The sequence below is a fragment of the Corynebacterium sp. HMSC076C10 genome (assembly GCF_001812455.1).
In the GTDB taxonomy this organism is placed as follows: Bacteria; Actinomycetota; Actinomycetes; order Mycobacteriales; family Mycobacteriaceae; genus Corynebacterium; species Corynebacterium jeikeium_D.
In genome coordinates this window covers 107,172-130,204 of the sequence record NZ_KV809153.1, presented here as the reverse complement: position 1 = coordinate 130,204, position 23,033 = coordinate 107,172, and the positions used below count along the sequence as shown (strand labels likewise).

The following is a 23,033-nucleotide window of genomic DNA, read 5'->3' as shown; positions in this document are numbered from 1 at the left end:
GGTTGCGTAATCTGACGCGCATGAGCGAAACCAGTTCCGCACCATCCGAGCAGGCCGTGGAGCCCGTGTCTGCTTCTTCGGCGCAATTGCCGCCCATTGACCCGTTGCGAGCAGGCGTGGAGTCGATTCTGCTGGTAGTCGATACGCCGGTGGCGGCGGAGGATATGGCGCGGGCGCTGGATGTTTCCGCAAGTGATGTCCGTGACGTGCTTCGCGAGATCGAGTACGAATACCGTGCACGTCGCAGCGGCATTGAGCTGCGTGAAACGGATGAGGGCTGGCGCTTCTACACGGCTCCCGCGCACGCCAGCGCGGTGGAGCGATTCTTGCTGGATGGCTCGCAGTCGAAGCTCTCACGTGCAGCTATGGAGACGCTGGCAGTGGTGGCTTACCGACAGCCGGCCACGCGTGCGCAGGTCTCCGGTGTACGCGGTGTCAATGTCGATGGGGTGATGCGCACGCTGGTCGCGCGCGGTCTGATTGCGGAGTCCGGAGAGGACCCGGCAACCGGCGCGCATTTGTACGTTACGACGACGCTGTTCCTGGAGCTTTTGGGGATTGATTCGCTGGACCAGCTGCCTGATTTGGCTCCGCTGCTGCCTGAAGTCGACTTGATCGACGAGCCGTTGGACTAGGTGGGGTTCTGGGGCGGTTGGACAGGGGGCCTAGCTGGGCCGCGAGGCTCGCACCATCGGCTAACCCACTTCACGACACGCGTGTCACCTCATGCCACCTCCACAGCTGCCACGAGGTGACATGGGTGTCGTGAAGTCGTATGTCGGGCTGCGGTTGCCGCTCACGACGGCTCACCACGTCCTCCGCACCCACCACACACACTGTGGATAACTCCCGAAAACTGCAAACTATCCACAGTCGACGCCAAATCGATGCCTCCTGAGTCTCCGTGTGAGCCCAAAAATGAGAACGTAGCACTCGCAAACACTCGCAAACACGCAAACACGCACACCACCACCCACCAGCAGTTGCCTGGACCTCAGGAGCGCAATCCGATGCCGCAGTGGATCTTCGACGCCGACGACATCATCCGTACCGGCCAGCAGCGCGAATGCGCCCGCCCCAGCACATTCGCAATTTCCCGAATCGGCCAGCACTCCGACCGAGATCTCCGCCAGCGAGCCAAAAGCGGCAGCCTCCTGTGGCTCGCACACGGCGCGTACGCGCCTGTCGACAGGTGGCTCACCCTAAACAGCACCGAACGCTACGTCCTGGAAATCAAAGCGCTCGTCCATCGCGACACCGCCACCGTAGTCACCCGCGATGCCGCCGCTGCTCTCCACGGTTTACCTCTACTCACGCACAACACTCCGATCGCGGTAGCCAACTCCGGCCGCAAGCGCGGGCAATCGCGAAGCACACCGAATGGCCCGTACCAGCCGCACAAACGCCTCATCCGCGTCTCCGGCCGGATTCTCCCCGAGGACATCGTAGAAGTCGATGGCCGCCTCGTCACCGATGTCCCAAAGTCCGTCATCGACGTCTGCCGTTCCCGCACCCCGCACAATGCACTAGTGCTTGCCGACGCCGCCCTCCAGCGCCACACCGACACCGAGGAGCTGTTGGCCACGTTGGCTGCATATCCGCGTGCTCCAGGAAATGCACAGGCCAGGAGGTTGTTGAGGCAAGCGACAGCGTCGTCGGAAAGCATTGGGGAATCGCTCACTAAAGAAGCAATCGTCCAGGCGGGGCTAGCTTCTGTCGACGATTCTCGGGCTCCGTTGCTTCAGCAGGTTTCCTTTCGGGATGATCGTGGCTTCATCGCACGCGTGGACTTCTACCTGCCCGAACTTGGGCTGGTCGTCGAGTTCGATGGCCGTATGAAATACACCGACGGTGGGGTTGCGGACACGCAGGTGGCAATCGCAAAGGAGCTGGAGCGCGAAAAGCGCCTGAAGAATCTCGGGCTGAATGTCATCCGGATTGTCTGGTCACAGCTTTTCGACGGCTCCGCAGTAGCCACCTTGAGGCAAACGGCCGCGGAAATCCGACGTCACCTGGCAAATGGCGGGAACCGCTACAACGGTAACTACGTCTTCGCTCGGCCGCCCATCACGATCACAGGAAAGGCGGCTGAGCTGGCTATGCGTCGCCGACAGGTGTGGAGCCAAGCGGGACGGTTGTACTAGCTGGCTGGCTTATCGGGTTTAGCCCCCTGCCGGTGCCGCTGCCGCGCCCGGCCCCCCTGCCGCTGCCGCGCCCGGCCCCCCTGCCGCTGCCGCGCCCGGCCCGCTGCCGCTGCCCTCGAGCCCAAAATTTCACTTCACGACACCCCTGTCACCTCATGCCACCTCCACAGCTGCCACGAGGTGACATGGGTGTCGTAAAGTCGCTGAGACTGTCTGTAATCCTTGCGAAAAGTCCCAAACGCCAACCCCGAACAGTGTTCAAGTCTGGCGCTGTACAGGTACTATGCTTGAGTATCATGACAGCCTCGGAAACCACCCAGCCGCTTGTACCGTCGTCTGCACCAGCATCCGCGAAGTCGCCTACACCGCAGCCAACGCAAGCATCCGCCGCCGACCTCGCAGCCTTCGACGCCGACCACATCTGGCACCCATACGGCCCCATCCCGTCACCGGTCGCGCCCAAACTGGTCGAGTCCGCCGAAGGCGTCAACCTCCACCTAGCAGACGGCCGCACCCTGATCGATGGCATGAGCAGCTGGTGGGCCGCATGCCACGGCCACTCGCACCCGAAGCTGGTCGCAGCCGCGAAGAAGCAGGCCACCACCATGTCGCACGTCATGTTCGGCGGACTGACACACCGCCCGGCTATTGAGCTGGCGGAGAAACTCTTGAAGCTCGCGGGCCCCGGCTTCGATGCCATCTTCTACTCGGACTCTGGCTCGGTCTCCGTCGAGGTGGCGATCAAAATGGCGTTGCAGTATCAGCAGGCCAAAGGCCATCCCGAGCGCACCCGCCTGGCCACCTGGCGCAGCGGCTATCACGGCGACACCCGCGCGCCCATGACCGTCTGCGACCCCGAGGGCGGCATGCATTCGCTGTGGACGGGCCAGTGGACTCCGCAGGTCTTCGCCGACAAGCCACCCGCCCGCGGCGCAACCGAAGAGGAACGCGCACATTATCTCGCGCACTTCGATTCGCTTATCGACGACTCCGTCGCCGGCATCATCGTAGAACCAGTAGTCCAAGGAGCTGGTGGCATGCGGTTCCATGACCATGAGCTGCTTGTGGGGCTCCGGAAGCTGTGTGACAAGCACGGTATTCTCCTCATTGCGGATGAGATTGCCACCGGCTTCGGCCGTGCTGGTGATCTGTTCACGACGCAGGCGGCCGGGATTGTGCCGGATATTATGTGTGTCGGTAAGGCGCTGACCGGCGGCTTCATGAGCTTCGCAGCCACCCTCACTACCGCCGACGTAGCCCGCACCATTTCCAGTGGGCCAGGCGGAGGCATCATGCACGGTCCGACCTTCATGGGCAACCCCTTGGCCTGTGCGGTGGCCTGCGCGCAGCTCGACCTGATTGCAGAAGGGCAGTGGCGTGAGGATGTCCCGCGCATCGAGTCCCGACTCCGCGACCAGCTCCAGCCCCTAGCCGGCAGCGATGCCGTGGCCGATGTTCGTGTCCTCGGTGCTATCGGTGTCGTGGAGATGCAGCGTCCAGTGGATATGGGCCTGGCTACCGCAGCGGCTGTTGATGCCGGGGTGTGGCTGCGCCCATTCGGCAAGCTGGTCTACACCATGCCGCCGTATATCAGCACCAATGACGAGGTCGACCGTATCTGCGAGGCCATCGCCGCCATCGTCGCCGCGGAGGAAAAACGTAGGTAGTGCAGCGAAGCAGCACAACAAGAAGCGCAATCGGCACGACGACCAACCGCGCAGCAAGGCAACACAACAGCGTCACAACAAGAAGCACAACCAACACACCACCACAAGCAGAAGGAGCATCATCCACCATGAGCATCGTCCTTGTCACCGGCACCGGTACCGATATTGGAAAGACCATCGGCACGGCAGCCCTGGCGGCGGCACTACGCGGGGAGGGCAAGGAGGTGCACGTCGTCAAGCCAATTCAGACCGGCTTCCCGGGCCCAAATGGCGGCGATTTGGACACTGTCGCGGGGCTGACGGGGATCGACAACCTGCATGGTTTCGAGCGTTACCCCGAGCCGATGGCGCCGGTGGCGGCGGCGCAGCGCGCGGGCATGCGACTGCCGAAGGCCACGGAAATTGCGGAGAAGGTCAAGCTTATCGACGGGCCGAACCGCGTTGTCCTCGTGGAGGGCGCGGGCGGGCTGCTAGTGAGGCTCGGCGAGGACTGGGCGCTGCCGGAGCTGGCGGCGTTGCTGCCGGGGAGCCAGATGGTGGTCGTGACGCGGTTGGACCTGGGGTGCCTGAACGAGGCCGAGCTCACCGTCGAGGTGGCGCGGGGCCGTGGGGTCAATGTCACGGCGCTGGTGGGCGGTTCGCTGCCGGCGGAGGTCGATCCGATCATCGAGACGAACCTGGAAGAACTGCCACGCATCACCGGGGTGCCACTGCTGGGGTCGGTGCAGGCGGGAGCGGGCACGCTGGGTCAGCAGGAGTTTGTGTCGAAAGCTACGCAGTGGCTGCCGGGCGTGCGAGAGTGGGCCGCAGCGCTGTAGGGGAGCCGCAGCGCTTTAATGGGCGCTCTTGCGGCGCCTCGAAGTAGAGGCCGCGCGGGACGTCGTTAAGCTGGCGTTTTGCGAAAAACGTGCTAATGTGGCTAGACGACAAGGCGCGAGGCTTTCTCTGTAATTCTCTTTATGAACCTGCTTCCACCGGCCATTTTGGGCCCACGGGGGAGAGAACAGCGTCGCCTGGCGCTGACGTTCTAACAAACAGAACATTCTCCAACGCTTGAAAAGGATGTAGGTCAAGTGGCTAAACCCGCTCGCCGAGAAGGCACACCGGCACACAAGAACCGTAAGAATCAATCCAACCGCGGCTCCACTAACGCCCAGCGCAACCGCAGCCGTCGCGACAGCGGCGCGAAGGTGGAGACCTCCAACGTCCACGCGAAGGACATCTACGTATCCAACGCTCGCCCGGCGCGCCACCAGCACGTGGACTCCGACCGCCGCGGCTCGGGCAAGCGCGTGCACAGCGAAGCAGGCGAGGGCGTGCGTCTGCAGAAGGTCCTCGCACAGGCAGGCGTGGCGTCGCGTCGTATGGCGGAAAAGCTTATCGACGAAGGCCGCGTCGAGGTCGATGGCAAGATCGTGACACGACAGGGCGTGCGGGTGGACCCGAACACGTCTGTGATTCGAGTTGATGGTTCCCGCGTCATCGTCAATGAGGACATGCAGTACTTCGTCCTGAACAAGCCGCGTGGCGTGCAGTCGACCATGCATGATGACATGGGCCGCCCGTGCGTGGGCGACATCATCGGTGAGAAGATCAGCGCTGGTCAGCGCCTCTTTCACGTGGGCCGCCTGGATGCGCCCACTGAGGGTCTGCTGCTGCTCACCAACGATGGTGAGCTGGCTAACCGTCTGATGCACCCGAGCTACGAGGTCACCAAGACCTACATGGCCACCGTTGTCGGCGAAGTCGATGCCAAGGTTATGCGTGAGCTGGAAAAGGGCATTGAGCTCGATGACGGCATTGCTAAGGCGGACATGGCGCAGATTATCGATGTCTGGCAGGGCCGCTCTATCGTCCGCATCGAGCTGCACGAGGGCCGCAAGCACATCGTGCGCCGAATGCTCAAGACTGCGGGCTTCCCGGTCGAGCGCCTGGTGCGCACTAAGATTCACACTGTCCAGCTGGGCGAGCAGACCCCGGGCGCTCTCCGCGCACTCAACCGCGCTGAGCTGACCTCCCTCTACAACGCGGTGGGGCTGTAAATGGCACTAGTGAAGAAGAACGAAGAGAACCAAGGAGCTGAAGGAGCCCACATGAGCGAGCAGAACACTGACGACATGCTGTTGGTTGCCATCGATGGCCCTTCCGGCACCGGCAAGTCGACTGTCTCTCGGATGGTCGCAACCGAGCTGGGTGCAAAGTACTTGGACACCGGCGCTATGTACCGCGTGGCCACCCTGTGGGTGCTGCGCCAGGGTATTGACCCGACTGATGAGGAAGCCGTGGCCAAGGCGACGGCCGACCTGCCGCTGGAAGTCTCCGATGACCCGAACTCCACCGCCGTCCTCCTCGACGGCGAGGATGTTTCCGGCGAGATTCGCGGCCCGGAGGTCACCCGCAACGTGTCGGCGGTCTCCGCGATTCCGGCCGTGCGCACCAACCTGGTCGCACTCCAGCGTTCGCTGGCCGCATCGGCTGTGCGCTGTGTGGTGGAAGGCCGCGACATCGGCACGGTCGTGCTCCCGGACGTTCCGGCGAAGATCTTCATGACCGCGTCCGCAGAGGTCCGCGCTCGCCGCCGCTACGACCAGGACATCGCCGCTGGTCGTGAGGCCGACTTCGACACCGTGCTTGCCGACGTCATCCGCCGCGACGAACTCGACAGCAACCGTGCGACCTCTCCGCTGAAGCCAGCCGAGGACGCATTCATTCTGGACACCTCTGAGATGGACATTGAAGAGGTCGTGGAAAACGTCCTCGATGTCGTTGAGGCCGGCTACCCGGGGTCCACCATGGACTGGGACGATGTGGACAACGAGGAGTTCGAGGGCTCTTACGAGGACTATGAGGGCTCTTACGAGGACGCTGACGACTCCGAGGACGACACCGCCGGACACCTGGTCGCAAACGTGGAGAGCGAAAACGCGCCGGGCACCGCAGGCAGCCACACCAGCGCAGATGAGTTCATCGACCGCACGATTGCCGACCACGAGACGATCATCTCCGAAGCCATCGAGCGCGCCGAAACCGGCCAGATCGATGACGATGCCGACTGGGAAGAACTGGAAAACGCCTTCGCAGCGCTTGGCGTGAGCGACGAGGAGGAAGAAGCTCTTCCGACCGTGGCCATTGTGGGACGACCGAATGTTGGTAAGTCCACCATGGTTAACAGGTTCATTGGCCGTCGTGAAGCAGTTGTCGAAGACTTCCCGGGCGTGACCCGCGACCGCATCTCCTACCTGGGGGAATGGGGCGGACGTCGCTTCTGGGTGCAGGACACCGGCGGCTGGGACCCGGACGCCAAGGGCATGCATGCGGCGATTGCTCGTCAGGCGGAGACCGCCATGGAGACCGCCGATGTGATTGTCATGGTCGTCGACACCACCGTCGGCATCACCGCCACGGAAGAGGTCATGGCCCGCCGCCTGCAGCGCGCGGAGCAGCCAGTTATTCTCGCCGCCAACAAGTTTGAGTCGGATTCGCAGCTTGGCGACGTCGCGGAGTTCTGGGCCCTCGGGCTCGGCGAGCCGCACCCAACCTCGGCCCTCCACGGCCGTGGCAATGCCGACGTGATGGACGAAGTGGTGTCCTCCTTCCCGGAGGTGCCGCGTGCGAAGTCGCTGCCGACCGGGCCGCGCCGTGTGGCGCTGGTGGGCAAGCCGAATGTGGGCAAGTCTTCGCTGCTGAACAAGCTCTCCGGTGAAGATCGCGCAGTGGTCAGCGACGTGGCCGGTACCACGGTTGACCCGGTGGACTCCCTGGTGCAGATGGACGAGGTGCTGTGGCGTTTCGTGGATACCGCTGGTATTCGCAAGAAGACCAAGACCGCCAAGGGCCACGAGTTCTACGCTTCGCTGCGTACCCGTTCGACGATTGACAACGCCGAGGTCGTGATCTTTCTGGTCGATGCCTCCGAGCAGATTACCGAACAGGATCAGCGCGTGCTGCGCATGATTCTCGATTCCGGTCGGGCACTTGTGGTCGCCTACAACAAGTGGGACCTCATGGATGAGGACCGCCGCGATCTTCTCGAGCGCGAAATTGAAGAGCAGCTCGCGCATGTGCCGTGGGCTCGTCGGGTGAACATCTCCGCCAAGACTGGTCGCGCTGTGCAGAAGCTGGAGCCGGCAATGTTGGAGGCCGTGGAGTCGTGGGATAAGCGTATCTCCACTGGTCGCCTGAACACTTGGTTGCGTGCGATTATGCAGCAGAACCCGCCACCGCTGCGTGGTGGCCGCCAGCCGCGCGTGCTGTTTGCCACCCAGGCATCCTCGCGCCCGCCGGTGATTGTGCTGTTCACAACTGGGTTCCTGGAGCATGGCTACCGTCGCTTCCTGGAGCGCAAGCTGCGTGAAGAATTCGGTTTTGAGGGCTCGCCGGTGCGCATCGCGGTGCGTGTCCGCGAGAAGAAGAAGCGCCGCTAGGAAGTTGCTAGGGAGCTCCGTTAGGTAGTTCCGTTCAGGCCTGCTAGTCGCTCGAGTCGAGCTGAGAAAAGCCCAAGATGTGATTTAGGCAATTGCATTTTGGGCTTTTCGTTGGCATTTTAGAGTTTCAGTAAATTAGCGATAAGGAGAACTGACAATGGTCAGGCGCGGCAATAACCGTGACGGCTCTCAGCACGATGGCCGAGACAACAGCTACGGACGCGATTCCTCAAGCTCGTACGGCGATGACTCCGCGACTCGCTACATTCCGCGGGACGAGGGATACCGCGGATACAACCCAGATGCCGACTTCGCGGGTGAGCAGCCGACCGAATACTTCGGTGGCGACTCCTCTGAGACGCAATTCCTGCAGCGTGGCGATGAAACACGTTTTGAGAACTCGCGAGGTGCCGGTGCCGGTGCTGGTGCAGGTGCCGGGGCGCAAGGCGGTGGCGCACAGGGGAGCGGCCAGTACTGGGCGCCGCTTTCTGAAGAAGAACGCGGCTATGGTCAGGCGGGCCAGCAGGCAGGCGCAACCCAGCAGTACGCCGCAGGTGGCGCAGGCGGTTACGGTGACATGAACAACGGCAACAACCGCGGTAATAACCGTGGCAACAGTGGCAATGATGACTCCAAGAAGGGCTGGGGCAAGCCTGTCGCCATCGTGGCCATCGCCGCCATGGTGGCCGTAGTCGCGCTGGTAGCCCTGGTCTTGTCCTTTACTTCCGGAACCGAGGACAAAAACGACAATGCGGCGGAGCCGACTCAGGAGACGTCGTCAAGCCCGACGCCGACGACAACCTCGCCGGAAGAAACCACGACAAGCCCAACCGATCGCTTGGACCCATCGGGCACGATTAACGACACCCGTGAGCGCCTTGAGCAGGAGCTCGACCAACTTCGCGAGTCGCCGCCAGCTATCCCCGGCCCCGGTGAGCGCAGCAGCGGTTGGGGCACCATCCCGCAGGGCGTGGTGGGCAAGAGTCCGGCATCGGTTGAGGTTGAATTGCGTACCAACGGCTACCAGAACGTGACTGTCGTCGACGCCGAGGGCAATCCGACCAATTCTGTGGCCGCGATTATGGGCAAGGTCGCCTCGATTGATCCGCCGGAGGGACAGATGGCGGAGACATCCACTCCAGTGACCATCTACCTGCAGTAATGCGGTAGGCAGGGCAGGGGTCTGGGGCGATTTTCGCCTTCAAACTCCAATGATGTAACCTATAGCTCGTTGCACCTTCGTGCACGCGGGCTGTAGCGCAGTTTGGTAGCGCACCTCACTGGGGGTGAGGGGGTCGTCGGTTCAAATCCGGTCAGCCCGACAAAAATAACCGCCGTCTTCTGGAAGATTCCGGGAGGCGGCGGTTTTGTTTACGGCTATTGCTTAAGGCTTTTGTTTGCCGTCTAGCGCGCGATGCTACTAGCGCACGACAATACCGTCGGAGTCAGCGTAGAGCGTCTCGCCCGGAACGAAGTCAATGCCGCCGAAGGAGACAACGACGTCGCGCTCGCCCTCGCCGGTCTTGGTGGACTTGCGCGGGTTGGTGCCAAGCGCCTTGCAGCCGAAGTCCATCTCGCCAATCAGCTTGGAGTCGCGAATCGCGCCGTTGACGACCACGCCAGCCCAGCCATTGTCCTTGCCGAGCCCCGCAATAACGTCACCGACCAGAGCCGTGTGCACAGAAGCGTCACCGTCGATGACGAGGACACCGCCTTCAGACGGCTCGGAGAGAACCTTCTTCAGCAGCGCATTGTCCTGGAAGCACTTGACCGTGGAGATCTTGCCGCAGAACTCCACGCGACCGCCGAGGTTGCGCATCTGGGTATCGCAGGAACGCACGTCCGGGCCGATCTCGTCAACCAGGTCAGCGGTGGGGATGAATTCGATTGCCATAGGGGATTCAAGTCCTTCCGAAAATTGCTCGCATCAAGTGTTAAACCCATTGTTTCAAACTCAAGATGTGACTAAAGACATATGGTGCAAATTCGCTGGCAGCGATTGACACTCCGAAGGCCGGCCCAGATTGATTACTCTGGTGAGTCAGAACGCGCCGACAACCACACGCGCGCAGGAAGGGTAGAAGATGGCTGGGTTTAATTGGTTTTGGAAGGCTCTTAGCGGCAAGCAAGGGCGCAACCAAAAACGCAGCGTAGGGCTGGTGGCACGCGCCGCTGAGCTCGAGCCGCAGGTACAGGCGCTTTCCGACGCCGACCTCGCCGACTTCACCCGCCAACACGCCACCGACGCACCGGAGCTTTTAGCCGCGCTCCGCGAAGTTTCCCAGCGCACCCTGTCTATGCGTCCCTTCGATGTGCAGCTGCAAGGCGCACTGGCGCTCATGGAGGGAGACGTCGTCCAGATGGCCACTGGTGAGGGCAAGACCCTCTCCGGCGCCCTGGCTGCAGCAGGGTTCGCGCTGCGTGGCCACCGCGTGCATTCCGTGACCGTCAACGACTACCTCGCAGGCCGCGACGCGCAGTGGATGCAACCGTTGTTCGGGTTCCTAGGGCTCTCGGTGGCGGCTATTTCGCCGCAGGAGGGACCGGGGGAGCGTCGTAAAGCATATGCGGCAGACATTGTCTACGCCGCCGTCAACGAACTCGGCTTCGACGTTCTGCGCGACCGCTGCGCGCCGGCCATCGAAGACCGCGTGCAGTCGCCCGCTGATGTCGCGATCATCGACGAGGCCGACTCCGTGTTGGTGGATGAAGCGCTGGTCCCGCTTGTGCTTGCCGGCAATGAGCCGGGCACCGCACCGACCGGTCAGATCACCGACGTGGTGCGCCGCCTGCAGCTCGGCGACGACTACACCGTCGACGAAGGCCGCCGCAACGTCTTCCTCACCGATACCGGCGCCGCACGCGTCGAACGCCTGCTTGGCATCGGCTCGCTGTACGACGCCGAACATGTCGGTACCACTCTGGTTCAGGTCAACGTTGCACTGCACGCCCACGAGCTGCTGCAGCGCGATGTCGACTACATCGTGCGCGACGGCAAGGTACAGCTCATTGACGCCTCGAAGGGACGCGTGGCGGAACTGCAGCGCTGGCCGGACGGTCTGCAAGCGGCGGTAGAGGCCAAGGAGGGCCTGCAAGTCTCGGAGGGCGGTCGCATCCTAGACTCCATGACCATCCAGCAACTCGTCGGCCGCTATGACATCACCTGCGGCATGACCGGCACCGCCACCTCCGCGGGCGATCAGTTCCGCGAGTTTTACGGACTCCACGTCTCCGTCATCGAACCCAACGTCCCATGCATTCGTGACGACGAGCCCGACCGCATCTACGCCACCACCGACGACGCGTTCGCCGCGCTTGTCGACGAGGTCGTGGAACTCAACGGCACTGGTCGACCAATACTCGTAGGCACCCGTGACGTGGCGGAATCGGAACGCCTGGCCGACGCACTGGTTCTGCGTGGTATCGAATCCTCGGTGCTGAACGCGAAAAATGACGAGCTGGAGGCCCAAGTCATCGCCAATGCTGGCGATACTGGCCGCGTGACGGTGTCCACCCAGATGGCCGGACGAGGAACCGATATTCGCCTCGGTGGGGCAGATGAATCCAACCGAGATGCGGTGGTCGAACGCGGTGGACTATGCGTTATTGGCCTGGGCAAGCACCGCACTGACCGACTGGACAATCAGCTGCGTGGCCGCGCCGGGCGCCAGGGCGATCCGGGCTCGTCGGTGTTCTTTGTCTCCCTGGATGACCCAGTGATTTCCGAAGGCGCTGCTGGCGAGACGCTGAGTGTGCTTCCCGAGGAAGATGGCCGCGTCCGGGATAAGAGGGCCTATCAGTTCATCGACCGCGCGCAGCGAGTGACAGAGGCGACCATGCTGTCGATTCATGCGACGACATGGAAGTACAACAAGCTCATCGGTGACCAGCGCGAGATTCTGGATGAGCGCAGGGAGAAACTGCTGACTACTAATGCTGCCTGGGAAGAACTGTCCAAATTGGCATCGGCGCGGGCGAAGGAAGTCGAAGCTGCAGTCGGGCGCGATGTCGCCGAGGACGCTGCCCGGGAAATTATGCTGAGCCACCTGGATCGCGGATGGTCGGACCACCTGGCGGATCTGGATGACCTGCGGGAGTCGATTCACCTGCGCGCGCTGGCTAAGGAAAGCCCCATTGATGAGTTCCACCGCGCCGCCATCGGCGCCTTTAAGAACCTGGTGAACAATGCCGTTACCGAGTCGGTGCAGACCTTCCAAGAGGTCGAAATCGACGGCGAAGGCGCACATCTGGAGGACACGGGTCTTGCTCGCCCGAGCTCGACGTGGACTTACATGGTCAACGACAACCCATTGAGCAATGGTGGTGGCTCGGTCGTCGGCTCGATTGCCGCGATGTTTAGGTAAGCCGTAACCACAAGTTTGGTAACAATTTGAAAATATTTCTCAGGTGACCGGCCTAGGTACACCCACAGAGAAAGCTCTCAGATGTCGGTATTTACGCATATCAATCATGTTGTACATACCCTGTCGGTGAGCTGCGTCACAACATGGTTGGGATTAGATAACAACATGAAAGCGGTTGGGGCGCTATTATCTAAAAAGTAACGAGTAAATCGCCCAAGGTTATCCCGGAGGGAAAGATATGACTAGCAATAGCGGCCAGCCAGAGGCATCGGTCGAGACCACCTCGGTCTTCCGTGCAGATTTGCTGAAGGAAATGGAGTCCGGCTCTAACACGGACTCCACGGTCTCCGGTGTTGAAGGACTTCCGGCGGGCTCGGCACTCTTGGTTGTCAAGCGGGGGCCAAATGCGGGTTCGCGTTTCCTGCTCGATCAGGCAGTCACCACCGCTGGTCGTCACCCGGACAGCGACATCTTCCTCGATGATGTGACTGTTTCCCGTCGTCACGCAGAGTTCCGCAAGAACGGTGACTCCTACGAGGTCGTCGACGTGGGATCGCTGAACGGTACCTACGTTAACCGCGAGCCGAAGAACTCCGCGGTTCTGGCTAATGGTGACGAGGTTCAGGTCGGTAAGTTCCGCCTCGTCTTCCTGATCGGTAACTAATTCGACATCGGTTAATGTCGACGCCTGTCGGCATTAACCCCTTATTTTTGTAAAGGCTCGGAAAAGACCAGTGGCAGCAGTACGCAAATCAGCAGTTGCGCAGCCGGCGTCGTCGGAAAGCACTGCGAAGCAAGCACGCTCGGTGGGCAAGAAGAAGACCATCGGTGCTGTGCTGAAGGAAGTCAAGGTTGAGTTCCCTGATGTAACGCTGTCCAAAATTCGTTTTCTCGAGTCGGAGGGGCTGCTGTGCCCGTCGCGTAGCTCCTCGGGTTATCGTCGCTACAGCCAGGCGGACATTGACCGCCTGCGCTACATTCTCACCGTTCAGCGCGATAACTACTTGCCGCTGAAGGTTATTAAAGAGCAGCTCGACGAAATTGATGCGGGCAACGCTGGCGGCGACGGGCTGGCATCGGTCACGCCGCTGGTGACGGCGGATCAGTTCCGCGAAGCCGCAGTGGTTTCGCTGACGCAGGCGGAGCTGGCAGAGCGCACCGGCGCTAGCGAGAAGTTCATCACTGAACTGGTTCGAGTCGGCTTGATTACTCCGGACACGCTGAACATGTTCGACGGCGATGACCTGCTCATCACTGAGACGGCGGTCAAGCTGGCTGAGTTTGGCCTGGATGCCCGCCACCTCAAAACTGTGCGTACCGCTGCGGCCCGTGAGGCAGATTTGGTGTCGCTCGCTGCTAGTCCGCTGAGTAAGTCGCGTGCGGCTAGCGGCAAGCAGAAGGCTGTGGAGATGGGCCGTGAGATGACTGCGCTGATGGTCACGCTGCACGGCACTTTGGTCAAGCGCCAGGTCAACAAGGACCTGGGGAAGTAGTCGGTAGTCCCGCGTAAATAGCGGCTCGCTACAATTATCGCTGTTATGGACGAAAAACTCGTAGAAGTCAAGTTTCTAGACTGGATGGCGCATCCTCCTGAGGACGATCCAGTGCTGCTCCTGCATGCCGAAGAGACCAATCGGATTATCCCGATTTGGATTGATTTGGCGACGGCGACGGAGTACTCCGCCCGTGAGACCGGCGCTACGCAGCGTCGCCCGGGCATGCATGAGGTCTTCGTCGATACGCTGGACATGGTGGGGCAGAGCGCCCTGCGCGGCCAGATTACGGGCGTGCATGAGGGCGTTTTCATCGCCAGCCTGGTGCTCGAAGGTGGCGCAGAGATTGATATGCGGCCCTCCGACCTCATCCTTATCGCTAGCGAGCTTGAGGTTCCGCTGTATGTCGCGCGTGATGTGCTCGACGCCACGTCGGTAGCGGCGCGTCTCGTCGCAACCAATGGCGGTTCACTTGCCGACGAGTCGGAGACCGACTCCGTCGAGGCATCGGTGTCGGAGTTTGCGGAATTCCTCGACAGCATTGATGCTGACTACTTCGCCGAGCCGCATGGTGATGCGGAGGACAAGAAGTCTGATGGTGAAGCCGACGGTGGCGCCGATTCAGCTTCCGATGGCGACCGTTAAACGTGTGACTGGAGTGAATAGCTGGCTACTTTTGAGGTAGTTGTGACGCTTATTTCCTCCGGCGTGTCGCTGAATGACCCCATAAAAGGGGTAACTTTTCGTAAGTTATAGTTTCATCCCGTCCTGCGGTTTTGCTCCCGGGTCGTGCTTGAGCTGGGGAAACTGTGACTCCAAACTCTAAACCTAAACTTTAGGTTTAGAGATTCGGCGTGTCGTGCTGTGATGTATTGACAGCCGATTAACCTTGGCGAAAGATAAATAACGGCAGTGAAACTACCTCGGGAGAATTTATATGGTCGACGACAACAGCGGTTCGCTCTTTGGCGACAATGAGCTCCGTGCGTCGGACTCGCAAGAGCCGCGCGCGGTCCAGGAATCCCTGTTCGACATGGGGCCGGACGAGCAGGTTGGCTACCGCGTTCCTATCGCATGTCAGGTAGCGGGCATTTCTTACCGCCAGCTGGACTACTGGGCACGCACCAAGCTGGTGGAGCCTTCTATTCGTACCGCCAAGGGCTCAGGTACCCAGCGTCTGTACTCCTTCCGTGACATCCTCGTTTTGAAGATTGTCCGCGGTCTGCTGGACACCGGTATTTCCTTGCAGAATATCCGTCTGGCTGTCGACCGCCTGCGCGACCTCGGCGTCGATGACCTGGCTACCATCACGCTGGTTTCCGACGGTCGCACCGTCTACCAGTGCCGCTCCAATGAAGAGGTCATCGACCTGCTCAACGGTGGCCAGGGAGTGTTCGGCATTGCTGTTCCGGGCATTATGAAGGAACTGACTGGCACCATCGCCTCCTTCCCGTCTGAGCGTATCGACGGTACTCAGGAGAACCCAGGCACTGGCATCGACGAGCTGGCTGAGCGTCGTCGCCGTCGCATCTCCTAACAGCCAACTATTTGGCTGGATAGCGGCGTTGCTGCTACGGCCGCCGCTCAAATAGCCGAAACAAACTAAACGAAAACCGCCTTCCACAACTGGTTCCGTCTTACCTCTCCCGAGGTTGGACCAGATGGAGGCGGTTTTTCTACTTACTCCGTACCGATAGCCGCAGCCAACTGAGAGGCCAGGCCATCGCCGTAGTCAGCCGCAATGCGCAGAGAGCCAGTGGTCATATTTGCCACTTCCTGCAGCTCGGGGCTGGAGCTGTCCCCGTCGGGAAGCACGATGACCTCAATCGTTACCGGGCGGTCCGGGCTAATGAGTTCCTTGATCCTCTCGACAGACTCGGCGGCATCGGCGCCCGAGGCATCGCGACCCGAGGTGAGCACGACGAGACGGTTCGGCTTGTCAGGGGAGTAGGTGTCGCGGGCGGCCTGGTAGGCATCGATAAGCGCTGGCCAGAACTGTGCCTCACCACCAGCCGGAAGTTCGGCCAGCGAACCCTTTACGGCGTCCGCGCCGTTGTTGGCCTCGTCATCGGGCGCGGGAAGTTCCGCGAGGCGGTTCACCTCAGGTGCGAATGTCCACAGGCCGTAGCGGCCACCAGGTGCCGCATCGATAGCGCCGGTCAGTGCCGCAGACAGCGCCCCAACATCGACGCCCTCGGAGGTATCAGCGAGCAGGAGCGCCGAACCCACCGCAGTTGCGGGCTGTTGCGCGTCCGGCTGCTCCAGTGCTGGCGGCAGCGCAAAAGAATCCGTCTGAATCTGCGAGAGCACTCCAAAGTTCTCCGCTACTTCAGGGCTGAAAGTGCTTTCAGCAGCTTCGCCGTCGGCGCCGTGATCTGCTGCGAAGTTCCGGAAGTCCTCGGCCGCGCGAGCCGTGTTCTCGTCGATCTTGCCGCCGGAGCCAAAAGTGACAACTGGCGCGTGCAACTGGGGTGCATCCGCAGGGGAGACCAGCTTCAGCCCTTCGCCGGCCATCTGCAGCATGGGCTGGGTCGCGGCCACGCCGTCGAAGTCAGCGACATTCTGGCTGAGCATGGTCAGCAGGGTATTGGAGGTGTAGACCTCACCCAAGTCTGCGCGTTCGCGAGCGACATCCGGGCCACCGCCAAGTCGAGCACTAATCACGGCCGACAGCGCCGCATCGGAGCCACCGGGGGCGGCCACGCGCAATCCTGCAAGCTCTTCCCAGGTGGCGTTGTTCAGCTGGTCAGCACGATTGGTTGTGAAGGCCACGCCGCTAGCAATCGGCGGCAACCACGTCTTGGGGTTGTTGACCTTGACCTTGTCTGAGTTCTTCGCCCGGTCAACGAAAGAGATATCGGCGGGAATCCATACGCCCGGAGTCATAATTCCGGTACCGGCTTCATCCGCAGCGGGGTCCTCCGGAGCTCCCTCATCAGCTTCAGCACCGCCAGCCTCAGACAGGGCGTTCACAACCTCCTGCGAGCCCGCCACCGTAATCTGTGGCCGCACACAGAAGTCCCTCACCACGGGATTCGACTCGCCATAGTCCTGCACAAGTTTCTGTGCCGAGCCCACCGCAGCAGGATCAGCGGTCACCACCAGCGTCAGGTCACCCTTCGTACACCGTGCACGGTCAGCATCAATCGACGAATCGTTGCTCTTGCGCAGATTAACCCAGGCAAAAACCGCAGCGACCAAAACAATTACGACCAAGACGGCAATAAAAGGCCCCTTAGCCACTCGATAGTTGTTCTCACCCGAGGCGTGTCGTCCCATGTCGTTCTAGCCCTTTCTATGCTGAGTGTGCTCGGCACTGTCGACTCGCAGCAGACCTCGTCGTAAAGCACAAACGCGCACGTAACTCCTGCCAACTTTACTGCGTGGACAATGCGACATCTACCACTTCGAGAAGACGGCCGCGCAGAACATCGGCACGCGCACTGAGCTCACGCTGGCGGCGGACGTACTCGGCCTTGCCTTCGGGCGTTTCGATGCGAATGGGCGCAAAACCCCAATCCCGCAGATCGTAGGGAGCGGCGCGCATATCCAACTCACGGGCACTGCACGCGAGCTCGAAAGTATCCAGCCACAGGTCGCCGGGGACCGCCTCGCCGAGCTTGGTCGCCCACTTATACAAGTCCATGTTGGCGTGCAGACACCCCATCTGCTCACAGTGCGGCTGTGTCTCGCGCGTCGGGGCAAACTCGTTGAGCGGCACGGCGTCGGGCGTGAAGAAACGGAAGGCGTCGAAGTGCGTACATCGAACCGTGTGGGCCTCGACGACCTCGTCCGTGCCTGCCTGACCCAGCCGCAGTGGCTCCGGATGACGATGCTCGGGCTGGCGATACACCATCGCCCATTCATGCAGACCGAAGCAGTCAAAGTGCGCCGGATTCGCGCGCGTCGAACGCAACAGATTGCCGATGTACGCCACCGTCGTACCTCGCTTATCGACGTACGCCGAAACATCCATGCGCGCCGTCCCAGAGGCGGTATCGGTGGGGTCCTTGCTGGCAGGACTGTCGGTAGCGCTGCCCGTGTCGAGGGTAAAGAACTTCAGGTGACTGATGTCCTTGGCCGTCGCACCGGGAAGATCTACGCCGATGCCCGGTGACCAGCGGCGGAGTTGGCCGGGCTTGACGGGGTAGTACTCGAAGATGAAGTCCCAGACCGGGTGGCGCTGGCCGCGACTGCGACGGGACAGGTGATCGCGGGTCAGGACATCGACGCGGGCGATATGCCTTGCTTTGGCTTCACGCCAATCGAAAGACGAATCGGGCGTAGGCGTCACTGCTGGCGTCCCTGCGTGCTGCCCGGTCGGGTCCGGGGCTGGTTCACGGTCGAGTGCTGCTTTGGCGCACCGCTGCGACGCGGGGAGACCTCGTGGGTCCAGTCGCGCACGACACCGACCTGCTCCTCGATGAGGTCCTCCAGAGCCACGATGCCGATCTGCTCCGCGCCGGAGAAAGCACCGGTCTTCGGGGCGATGCTTGCCGGGGCGTTTGCGCGCAGGTGCGGCTTTGGCATGCGAGCGCGTACAGCCACTGCCATGTGGGCGCTGTAGCGGCGCATGATGCGCAATCCCTCATCCAGCGTGGCATCGATCGGAATCTCGATCATCGGGCGAATCTCGTCATCGGGGATGGCTGTCTCTGGGCCGGAGGCAGGATCCATGACGCGGTCGAGGACATCTTTCACGTGAACATAGCCGCGGTACTCGTTGGGCTCATTGTTGGCCGCAGCGACGGGGAACCGGGAGAAGCCAGTTTCGGTGACCGCCGTCTCTAGATCGCCGACAGTCGGTGCGGTGGGGAGGCGCCGAATCTGCTCGTGCGGAATCAGTACCTCCTCAATGGTGCGCGTGGCCGAAGCCAGCGTGCGACGAAGGCGGACGTGCTCCTCGCTGTCAAGGAGCCCCTCTTGACGAGACTCCGCAATCATCGATGCCAACTCAGTGGAATCGACAGTGGTGTCGAGCTCATCGCGCTGCTCAATGCCGAACAGCTTAAGCGTATGGCGAGCCATCCAGTTAAACAGCAGCAACAGCGGCTTGGTCAGACGGTAGAAGACCATATGAACCGGAATAAGCAGCATGGCCATCGTTTCCGGTCCTGCCAGCGCGATATTCTTCGGCACCATCTCACCGAGCATGATGTGCAGCACTGACACCAGCATCAATGCGATGGCAAAGCTCAGCGGGTGCAGCAGCGATTCCGGAATACCCATCGCCTGGAAGGGAGCTTCCAGCAGATGTGCCAGCGCCGGCTCAGAGACCTTACCCAGCAGTAGCGAGGCAATGGTGATGCCCAGCTGTGCGGCGGCGAGCATCATCGACAGGTGCTCAGAAGCATTGATAACTGTGCGAGCGCGTTTCTTTCCCTGAGCCAGCAGCGCTTCCAAACGGTCACGGCGCGCAGCAATAAGTGAGAACTCCGCGCCCACGAAAAACGCGTTGACCAACAGCAAGAAGAAAGTCAGGAGGATTCCAAACCAGTCACTCATAGGTTGAACATCTCCTTAGCGCGCTCGTTGGTCACAGGAATCAAAATGGCACGGTCCACGCGGCGGTCATCCATCGCCAGAATGCGGGCGTACCAGCGTCCGGCGATACCCGATTCGAACTCGTCCATGAAATCGCGTTCGGTCTCCGGCAGCAAGACGACGTCACCGACCTCCGGGATGCGACCGAGCGCAAACATAATCAATCCACCGAGCGTTTCGAAGCTACCTTCTGGGGCGAAGTATCCGACCTTGGTCGGCAGCTCGTCGGTACGCACCAGGCCAGAGCAGTTCCACCCTTCGATCGCGCGTTTGACTTCCTGCTCGGACTCCTTGTCGTCGTACTCATCCCAGACCTCGCCAAGAATTTCCTCGACGACATCCTCGATGGTGACAATGCCGGCGATACCGCCGTACTCGTCCGCGACCAGCGCAATCTGCGAACCGGCCGAACGCACGGCCTCCAGTACGGCATCGCCGTCCAGCGACTGCGGCAGCGTCGGCACAGGCCGTGCAATCTCCCGCATGGTGGTGGTTGAGCGCTTCGCCGCAGGCACCGCAAATGCGTCCTTGACGTGGACAACACCGACAGTGGCATCGAGGTCCCCGTCAGTAATGGGGAAGCGGGAATGCCCCGATTCGATAGCGACAGCCAGCAGATCCAGCGCCGTGTCATCGACATCGAGGGAGGTGATCGTCGACCGCGGCGTCATTAGATCCTCCGCCGTCGTTTCGCCAAAGCGTAACGACGACTCGAGTACAGCGGCCTTCGACTCATCCAATGCACCCTGCTCCGCAGAATTGCGCACCAGTGCTTCCAGCTCCTGCGGGGAACGCGCCGAAGCCAGCTCATCCGCCGGTTCAATACCGAGCTTGCGCACCAGCCAGTTCGCCGTGGCATTCAGCGAATGGATGAAGTAGTGGAACACCCAGTTAAACGCCATCACCGGACGAGCCGTAACTCGCGCTACTGCCAGCGGCTCTGTAATCGCGACATTCTTTGGCACCAATTCGCCGTAGACCATCGACAACATCGTGGCCACAATGAGCGCAAGAATCAGCGCGGTCGGTCCCGCTGCAGACTCGCTGAGCCCCATCCAATGCAACATCGGCGTGAAGTACTGCGCCAGCACCGGTTCCGCGAGGAAACCAGTTGCCAGCGTGGTCAACGTAATGCCCAGCTGTGCACCGGAGAGGTGGAAGGACAGTCGATTATGCGCCTTGTGAACGGCCTCAGCAGGCGCATCCGCTGAACGGGCGCGGTCGGCGTCAATCGTAGACCGCTCCAGTCCCGTCAGCGCGAATTCAAACGCCACAAAGAGGCCGGTGCCAGCGGTTAGCGCGATAAATCCGACAACCGCGACAATATTGAGAACAATATCCACTGATTATCTCTTCTTCTTTTTCCCTCGCTTGGGGCGGTGTACGCGACCGCCAGCACGATTCTTTCCGCTTGCCGACGGACCGCCGCGCCCGCGGTAACCGGCACCACTAGCACCGCCTGCCGATTGGCTCTGATCTTGACGAGCCCGGCGCGGACGTCGTGCGCCCAGTTCCTTGACAAATCGCGGCAGTCCCGGAGCGGCACGCAGCTCTTCAGCTTCAACGCCGGCCCCTGACAGCAGTTCGCGGGCCTGATCAACCTGGCGGTCACGCACAATCATCGCTACCGTGCCGGAAGCACCTGCACGAGCCGTCCGACCCGAGCGGTGAATATACGTCGCGGAATCCCTTGGCGGATCCGCGTGCACAACCAAGTCAAGAGCATCGATATCAATGCCACGAGCGGCCACATCCGTGGTGACGAGGACGTTGATTTCACCGTCGGCAAAGGCCTTGAGGACTGCGCGGCGAGTTGCCTGGCCGCGATCGCCGTGGAGGAAGCCTAACTTGATGTCATAGAACTGTAGAAACTTAGCCAGCTGCACGACACGCGCCTTAGAGTTGGCGAAGATGACGCACTGATCCTTGCGGGAGGCAATCCAGGCGACCACTTCGTCGGCTTCGTTGTTGTCCTCCACCCGAAGTAACAGATGCCGCATATTGCGCATGGTCAACCGGGAGGCAGTGACCTTGTGCTTCGCAACTTCAGTGCTACTTGCGCGACGATCGCGGATAAGCCCCGCGGCGTCGTCGTTAATCGTGGCGGAAAAGACCATGCGTTGTGCCGACTTCGGGCACGCACGGACCAGGCCCAGAACATCGGGCAGAAAGCCCATGTCAGCGAGCATGTCCGCTTCGTCGACGACGACAGCGAGGACGTGCTCAAGGCTGAGTAGACCGCGGCGGCGCAAATCGTGTGCGCGACCCGGTGTGACCACAGCGATATCGACTGGTGCCGCGAGCAGAGTCTGCTGCTTGGCCACGGAATCACCGCCGACCAAGCTCAAGACACGCAGACCTGCAGCGGCACCGATGTCAGCGAGGACATCAGCAATCTGATCTGCGAGTTCGCGCGTTGGCGAAATAATGAGCGCGCGCGGGTAGCCGGGAAGCGCTGGAGAGGCGTTATTGAGTAACGCGACCAGCGGAATGCCGAATGCGAGCGTTTTGCCCGAGCCTGTGGGTGCCTGTGCAAGAACGTCCTTGCCAGCGAAAGCATCTGGCAAAGTCGCCACCTGCACGGCGGTGGGCGAAGTTATGTGCTGGGCACGCAGAATACTCACAATTGCTTCCGGCGTGCCCAACTGTCTGAAATCACTGGACTCAGCAGGAGGGGGCATGCTTGTTAGAATACCGCTATCCACGGACTGCCATGCAATAGGCACGTCCGGTGAACTGGAAAACTACCAGCCCATGAGATTTACCAACCGCGACCCGGTTGCGCATAGGCCTCGCGCTCAAGCACAGCGGCTCGACGGAAGATGTTGCGGATAGATTTGAGCTCCGCATCGCTGGCCGTGGACATATTCTCTTCAAGAACCTCGAGAGCCTGCTGAACACTGTCAACATACTCGGGGTCGGAATACACCTCCACCCAGTTCGCGATCGCGGAATCCCCATCAACCAGCGATTTTCCTTGCAGAGTCAATTCGGTTGCAATCCACATTTCGGCGACGATACTGGTTACGGCGACCCGATATGGATTGAAAGCGCTACAGGAAGAATGCACATCCAGCAAAAGCTGTGTGATGGTTGTCGGCTCGATGTCCTCGAGCGCCGAAGAAGTCTCTTCCAGCGCGTTATTGCTCAATTCCAACGCACGTACCAGGGCTTCCTGTGCGAGTGACGACCACAGAACCTGTTCCTTAGCGCAGGGTGCTTTGGTTGCCAGATGCGACAGGACTGGGAAAACCTGGTGCAAGTACCAGGCCTCTTGCGCTACGAAGAAGTTGGTTTCTTCCGAGGAAAGGTCGCCGCGGAGCATCGTGGGGACGCTGAACATTCCGCCAATCTCGGCAACGATGTCCTCGATGTCCTGCCACAGCTGGGAAGTAAA

Annotated in this window: 18 protein-coding genes, 1 tRNA gene and 1 pseudogene; 13 read left to right on the top strand and 7 right to left on the bottom strand. The window is 61.2% G+C overall.

All coding sequences use genetic code 11. The features are described 5' to 3' along the window. Positions 1 to 20: 20 nt before the first annotated feature. From scpB to HMPREF2857_RS08220, 8 genes are all read left to right on the top strand, one after another. Positions 21 to 635: an SMC-Scp complex subunit ScpB gene (gene scpB, locus HMPREF2857_RS08255; RefSeq protein ID WP_049189939.1), complete on the top strand. Its 615-nt coding sequence runs from the start codon at positions 21 to 23 to the stop codon at positions 633 to 635. A gap of 375 nt (positions 636 to 1,010) precedes the next feature. Beyond that, entirely contained in the window at positions 1,011 to 2,144 is a 1,134-nt protein-coding gene (locus HMPREF2857_RS08250) for a PDDEXK family nuclease (RefSeq protein WP_141752748.1), read from the top strand. A 296-nt stretch (positions 2,145 to 2,440) separates the two neighbouring features. Next, complete coding sequence (locus HMPREF2857_RS08245; protein WP_083310539.1) at positions 2,441 to 3,811, top strand: adenosylmethionine--8-amino-7-oxononanoate transaminase; 1,371 nt, start codon at positions 2,441 to 2,443, stop codon at positions 3,809 to 3,811. Between the two features lie 128 nt (positions 3,812 to 3,939). Then, on the top strand, positions 3,940 to 4,629 hold the full coding sequence (gene bioD / locus HMPREF2857_RS08240) for a dethiobiotin synthase (protein ID WP_070643541.1): 690 nt from the start codon (positions 3,940 to 3,942) through the stop codon (positions 4,627 to 4,629). Between the two features lie 372 nt (positions 4,630 to 5,001). After that, positions 5,002 to 5,853 (top strand): pseudouridine synthase, encoded by an 852-nt coding sequence (locus tag HMPREF2857_RS08235; RefSeq protein ID WP_042389329.1) that lies wholly within the window; start codon positions 5,002 to 5,004, stop codon positions 5,851 to 5,853. Between the two features lie 51 nt (positions 5,854 to 5,904). Then, positions 5,905 to 8,235, top strand: a complete 2,331-nt coding sequence (der, locus tag HMPREF2857_RS08230) for a bifunctional cytidylate kinase/GTPase Der (RefSeq protein ID WP_070643606.1) — start codon at positions 5,905 to 5,907, stop codon at positions 8,233 to 8,235. 157 nt (positions 8,236 to 8,392) lie between these two features. Continuing rightward, positions 8,393 to 9,397 carry a PASTA domain-containing protein gene (locus tag HMPREF2857_RS08225; RefSeq protein WP_070643538.1) on the top strand — a complete coding sequence of 335 codons (1,005 nt, stop codon included), beginning with the start codon at positions 8,393 to 8,395 and terminating at the stop codon, positions 9,395 to 9,397. Between the two features lie 86 nt (positions 9,398 to 9,483). Further along, positions 9,484 to 9,557: transfer RNA gene (locus HMPREF2857_RS08220), tRNA-Pro, on the top strand. A 98-nt stretch (positions 9,558 to 9,655) separates the two neighbouring features. Here the strand turns inward: HMPREF2857_RS08220 and rraA are convergent. Continuing rightward, on the bottom strand, positions 9,656 to 10,129 hold the full coding sequence (gene rraA, locus HMPREF2857_RS08215; RefSeq protein ID WP_016422839.1) for a ribonuclease E activity regulator RraA: 474 nt from the start codon (positions 10,127 to 10,129) through the stop codon (positions 9,656 to 9,658). Between the two features lie 190 nt (positions 10,130 to 10,319). Between rraA and secA2 the strand changes: the two genes are divergently transcribed. The 5 genes from secA2 (at position 10,320) to HMPREF2857_RS08190 (ending at position 15,629) form a co-directional block, all read left to right on the top strand. Beyond that, complete coding sequence (gene secA2 / locus HMPREF2857_RS08210) at positions 10,320 to 12,599, top strand: accessory Sec system translocase SecA2 (protein ID WP_070643535.1); 2,280 nt, start codon at positions 10,320 to 10,322, stop codon at positions 12,597 to 12,599. A 238-nt stretch (positions 12,600 to 12,837) separates the two neighbouring features. Then, on the top strand, positions 12,838 to 13,263 hold the full coding sequence (gene odhI / locus HMPREF2857_RS08205; protein ID WP_016422837.1) for an oxoglutarate dehydrogenase inhibitor Odhl: 426 nt from the start codon (positions 12,838 to 12,840) through the stop codon (positions 13,261 to 13,263). A gap of 70 nt (positions 13,264 to 13,333) precedes the next feature. Continuing rightward, a complete protein-coding gene (locus HMPREF2857_RS08200; RefSeq protein ID WP_049170471.1) occupies positions 13,334 to 14,092 on the top strand; it encodes a transcriptional regulator FtsR in 759 nt (252 codons plus the stop codon). Positions 14,093 to 14,137: 45 nt separating this feature from the next. Further along, positions 14,138 to 14,737 carry a bifunctional nuclease family protein gene (locus tag HMPREF2857_RS08195; protein WP_048734014.1) on the top strand — a complete coding sequence of 200 codons (600 nt, stop codon included), beginning with the start codon at positions 14,138 to 14,140 and terminating at the stop codon, positions 14,735 to 14,737. Between the two features lie 388 nt (positions 14,738 to 15,125). Beyond that, on the top strand, positions 15,126 to 15,629 hold the full coding sequence (locus HMPREF2857_RS08190; protein ID WP_172620271.1) for a MerR family transcriptional regulator: 504 nt from the start codon (positions 15,126 to 15,128) through the stop codon (positions 15,627 to 15,629). 143 nt (positions 15,630 to 15,772) lie between these two features. Here HMPREF2857_RS08190 and HMPREF2857_RS08185 read toward each other — a convergent pair whose 3' ends face one another. From HMPREF2857_RS08185 to HMPREF2857_RS08160, 6 genes and pseudogenes are all read right to left on the bottom strand, one after another. Further along, positions 15,773 to 17,371, bottom strand: a complete 1,599-nt coding sequence (locus HMPREF2857_RS08185) for a vWA domain-containing protein (RefSeq protein WP_070643534.1) — start codon at positions 17,369 to 17,371, stop codon at positions 15,773 to 15,775. A 97-nt stretch (positions 17,372 to 17,468) separates the two neighbouring features. Further along, positions 17,469 to 18,386 (bottom strand): 3-methyladenine DNA glycosylase, encoded by a 918-nt coding sequence (locus tag HMPREF2857_RS08180; RefSeq protein ID WP_070643532.1) that lies wholly within the window; start codon positions 18,384 to 18,386, stop codon positions 17,469 to 17,471. Continuing rightward, positions 18,383 to 19,597 carry a hemolysin family protein gene (locus HMPREF2857_RS08175; RefSeq protein WP_049193547.1) on the bottom strand — a complete coding sequence of 405 codons (1,215 nt, stop codon included), beginning with the start codon at positions 19,595 to 19,597 and terminating at the stop codon, positions 18,383 to 18,385. The genes HMPREF2857_RS08180 and HMPREF2857_RS08175 overlap by 4 nt, the downstream gene beginning before the upstream one ends. Further along, positions 19,594 to 20,979: a hemolysin family protein gene (locus HMPREF2857_RS08170; protein ID WP_016422831.1), complete on the bottom strand. Its 1,386-nt coding sequence runs from the start codon at positions 20,977 to 20,979 to the stop codon at positions 19,594 to 19,596. The genes HMPREF2857_RS08175 and HMPREF2857_RS08170 overlap by 4 nt, the downstream gene beginning before the upstream one ends. A gap of 3 nt (positions 20,980 to 20,982) precedes the next feature. Continuing rightward, positions 20,983 to 22,317 carry a DEAD/DEAH box helicase gene (locus tag HMPREF2857_RS08165; RefSeq protein ID WP_241482410.1) on the bottom strand — a complete coding sequence of 445 codons (1,335 nt, stop codon included), beginning with the start codon at positions 22,315 to 22,317 and terminating at the stop codon, positions 20,983 to 20,985. An 80-nt stretch (positions 22,318 to 22,397) separates the two neighbouring features. After that, a pseudogene (locus tag HMPREF2857_RS08160) lies at positions 22,398 to 23,033 on the bottom strand (bifunctional hydroxymethylpyrimidine kinase/phosphomethylpyrimidine kinase); the annotation flags it as partial.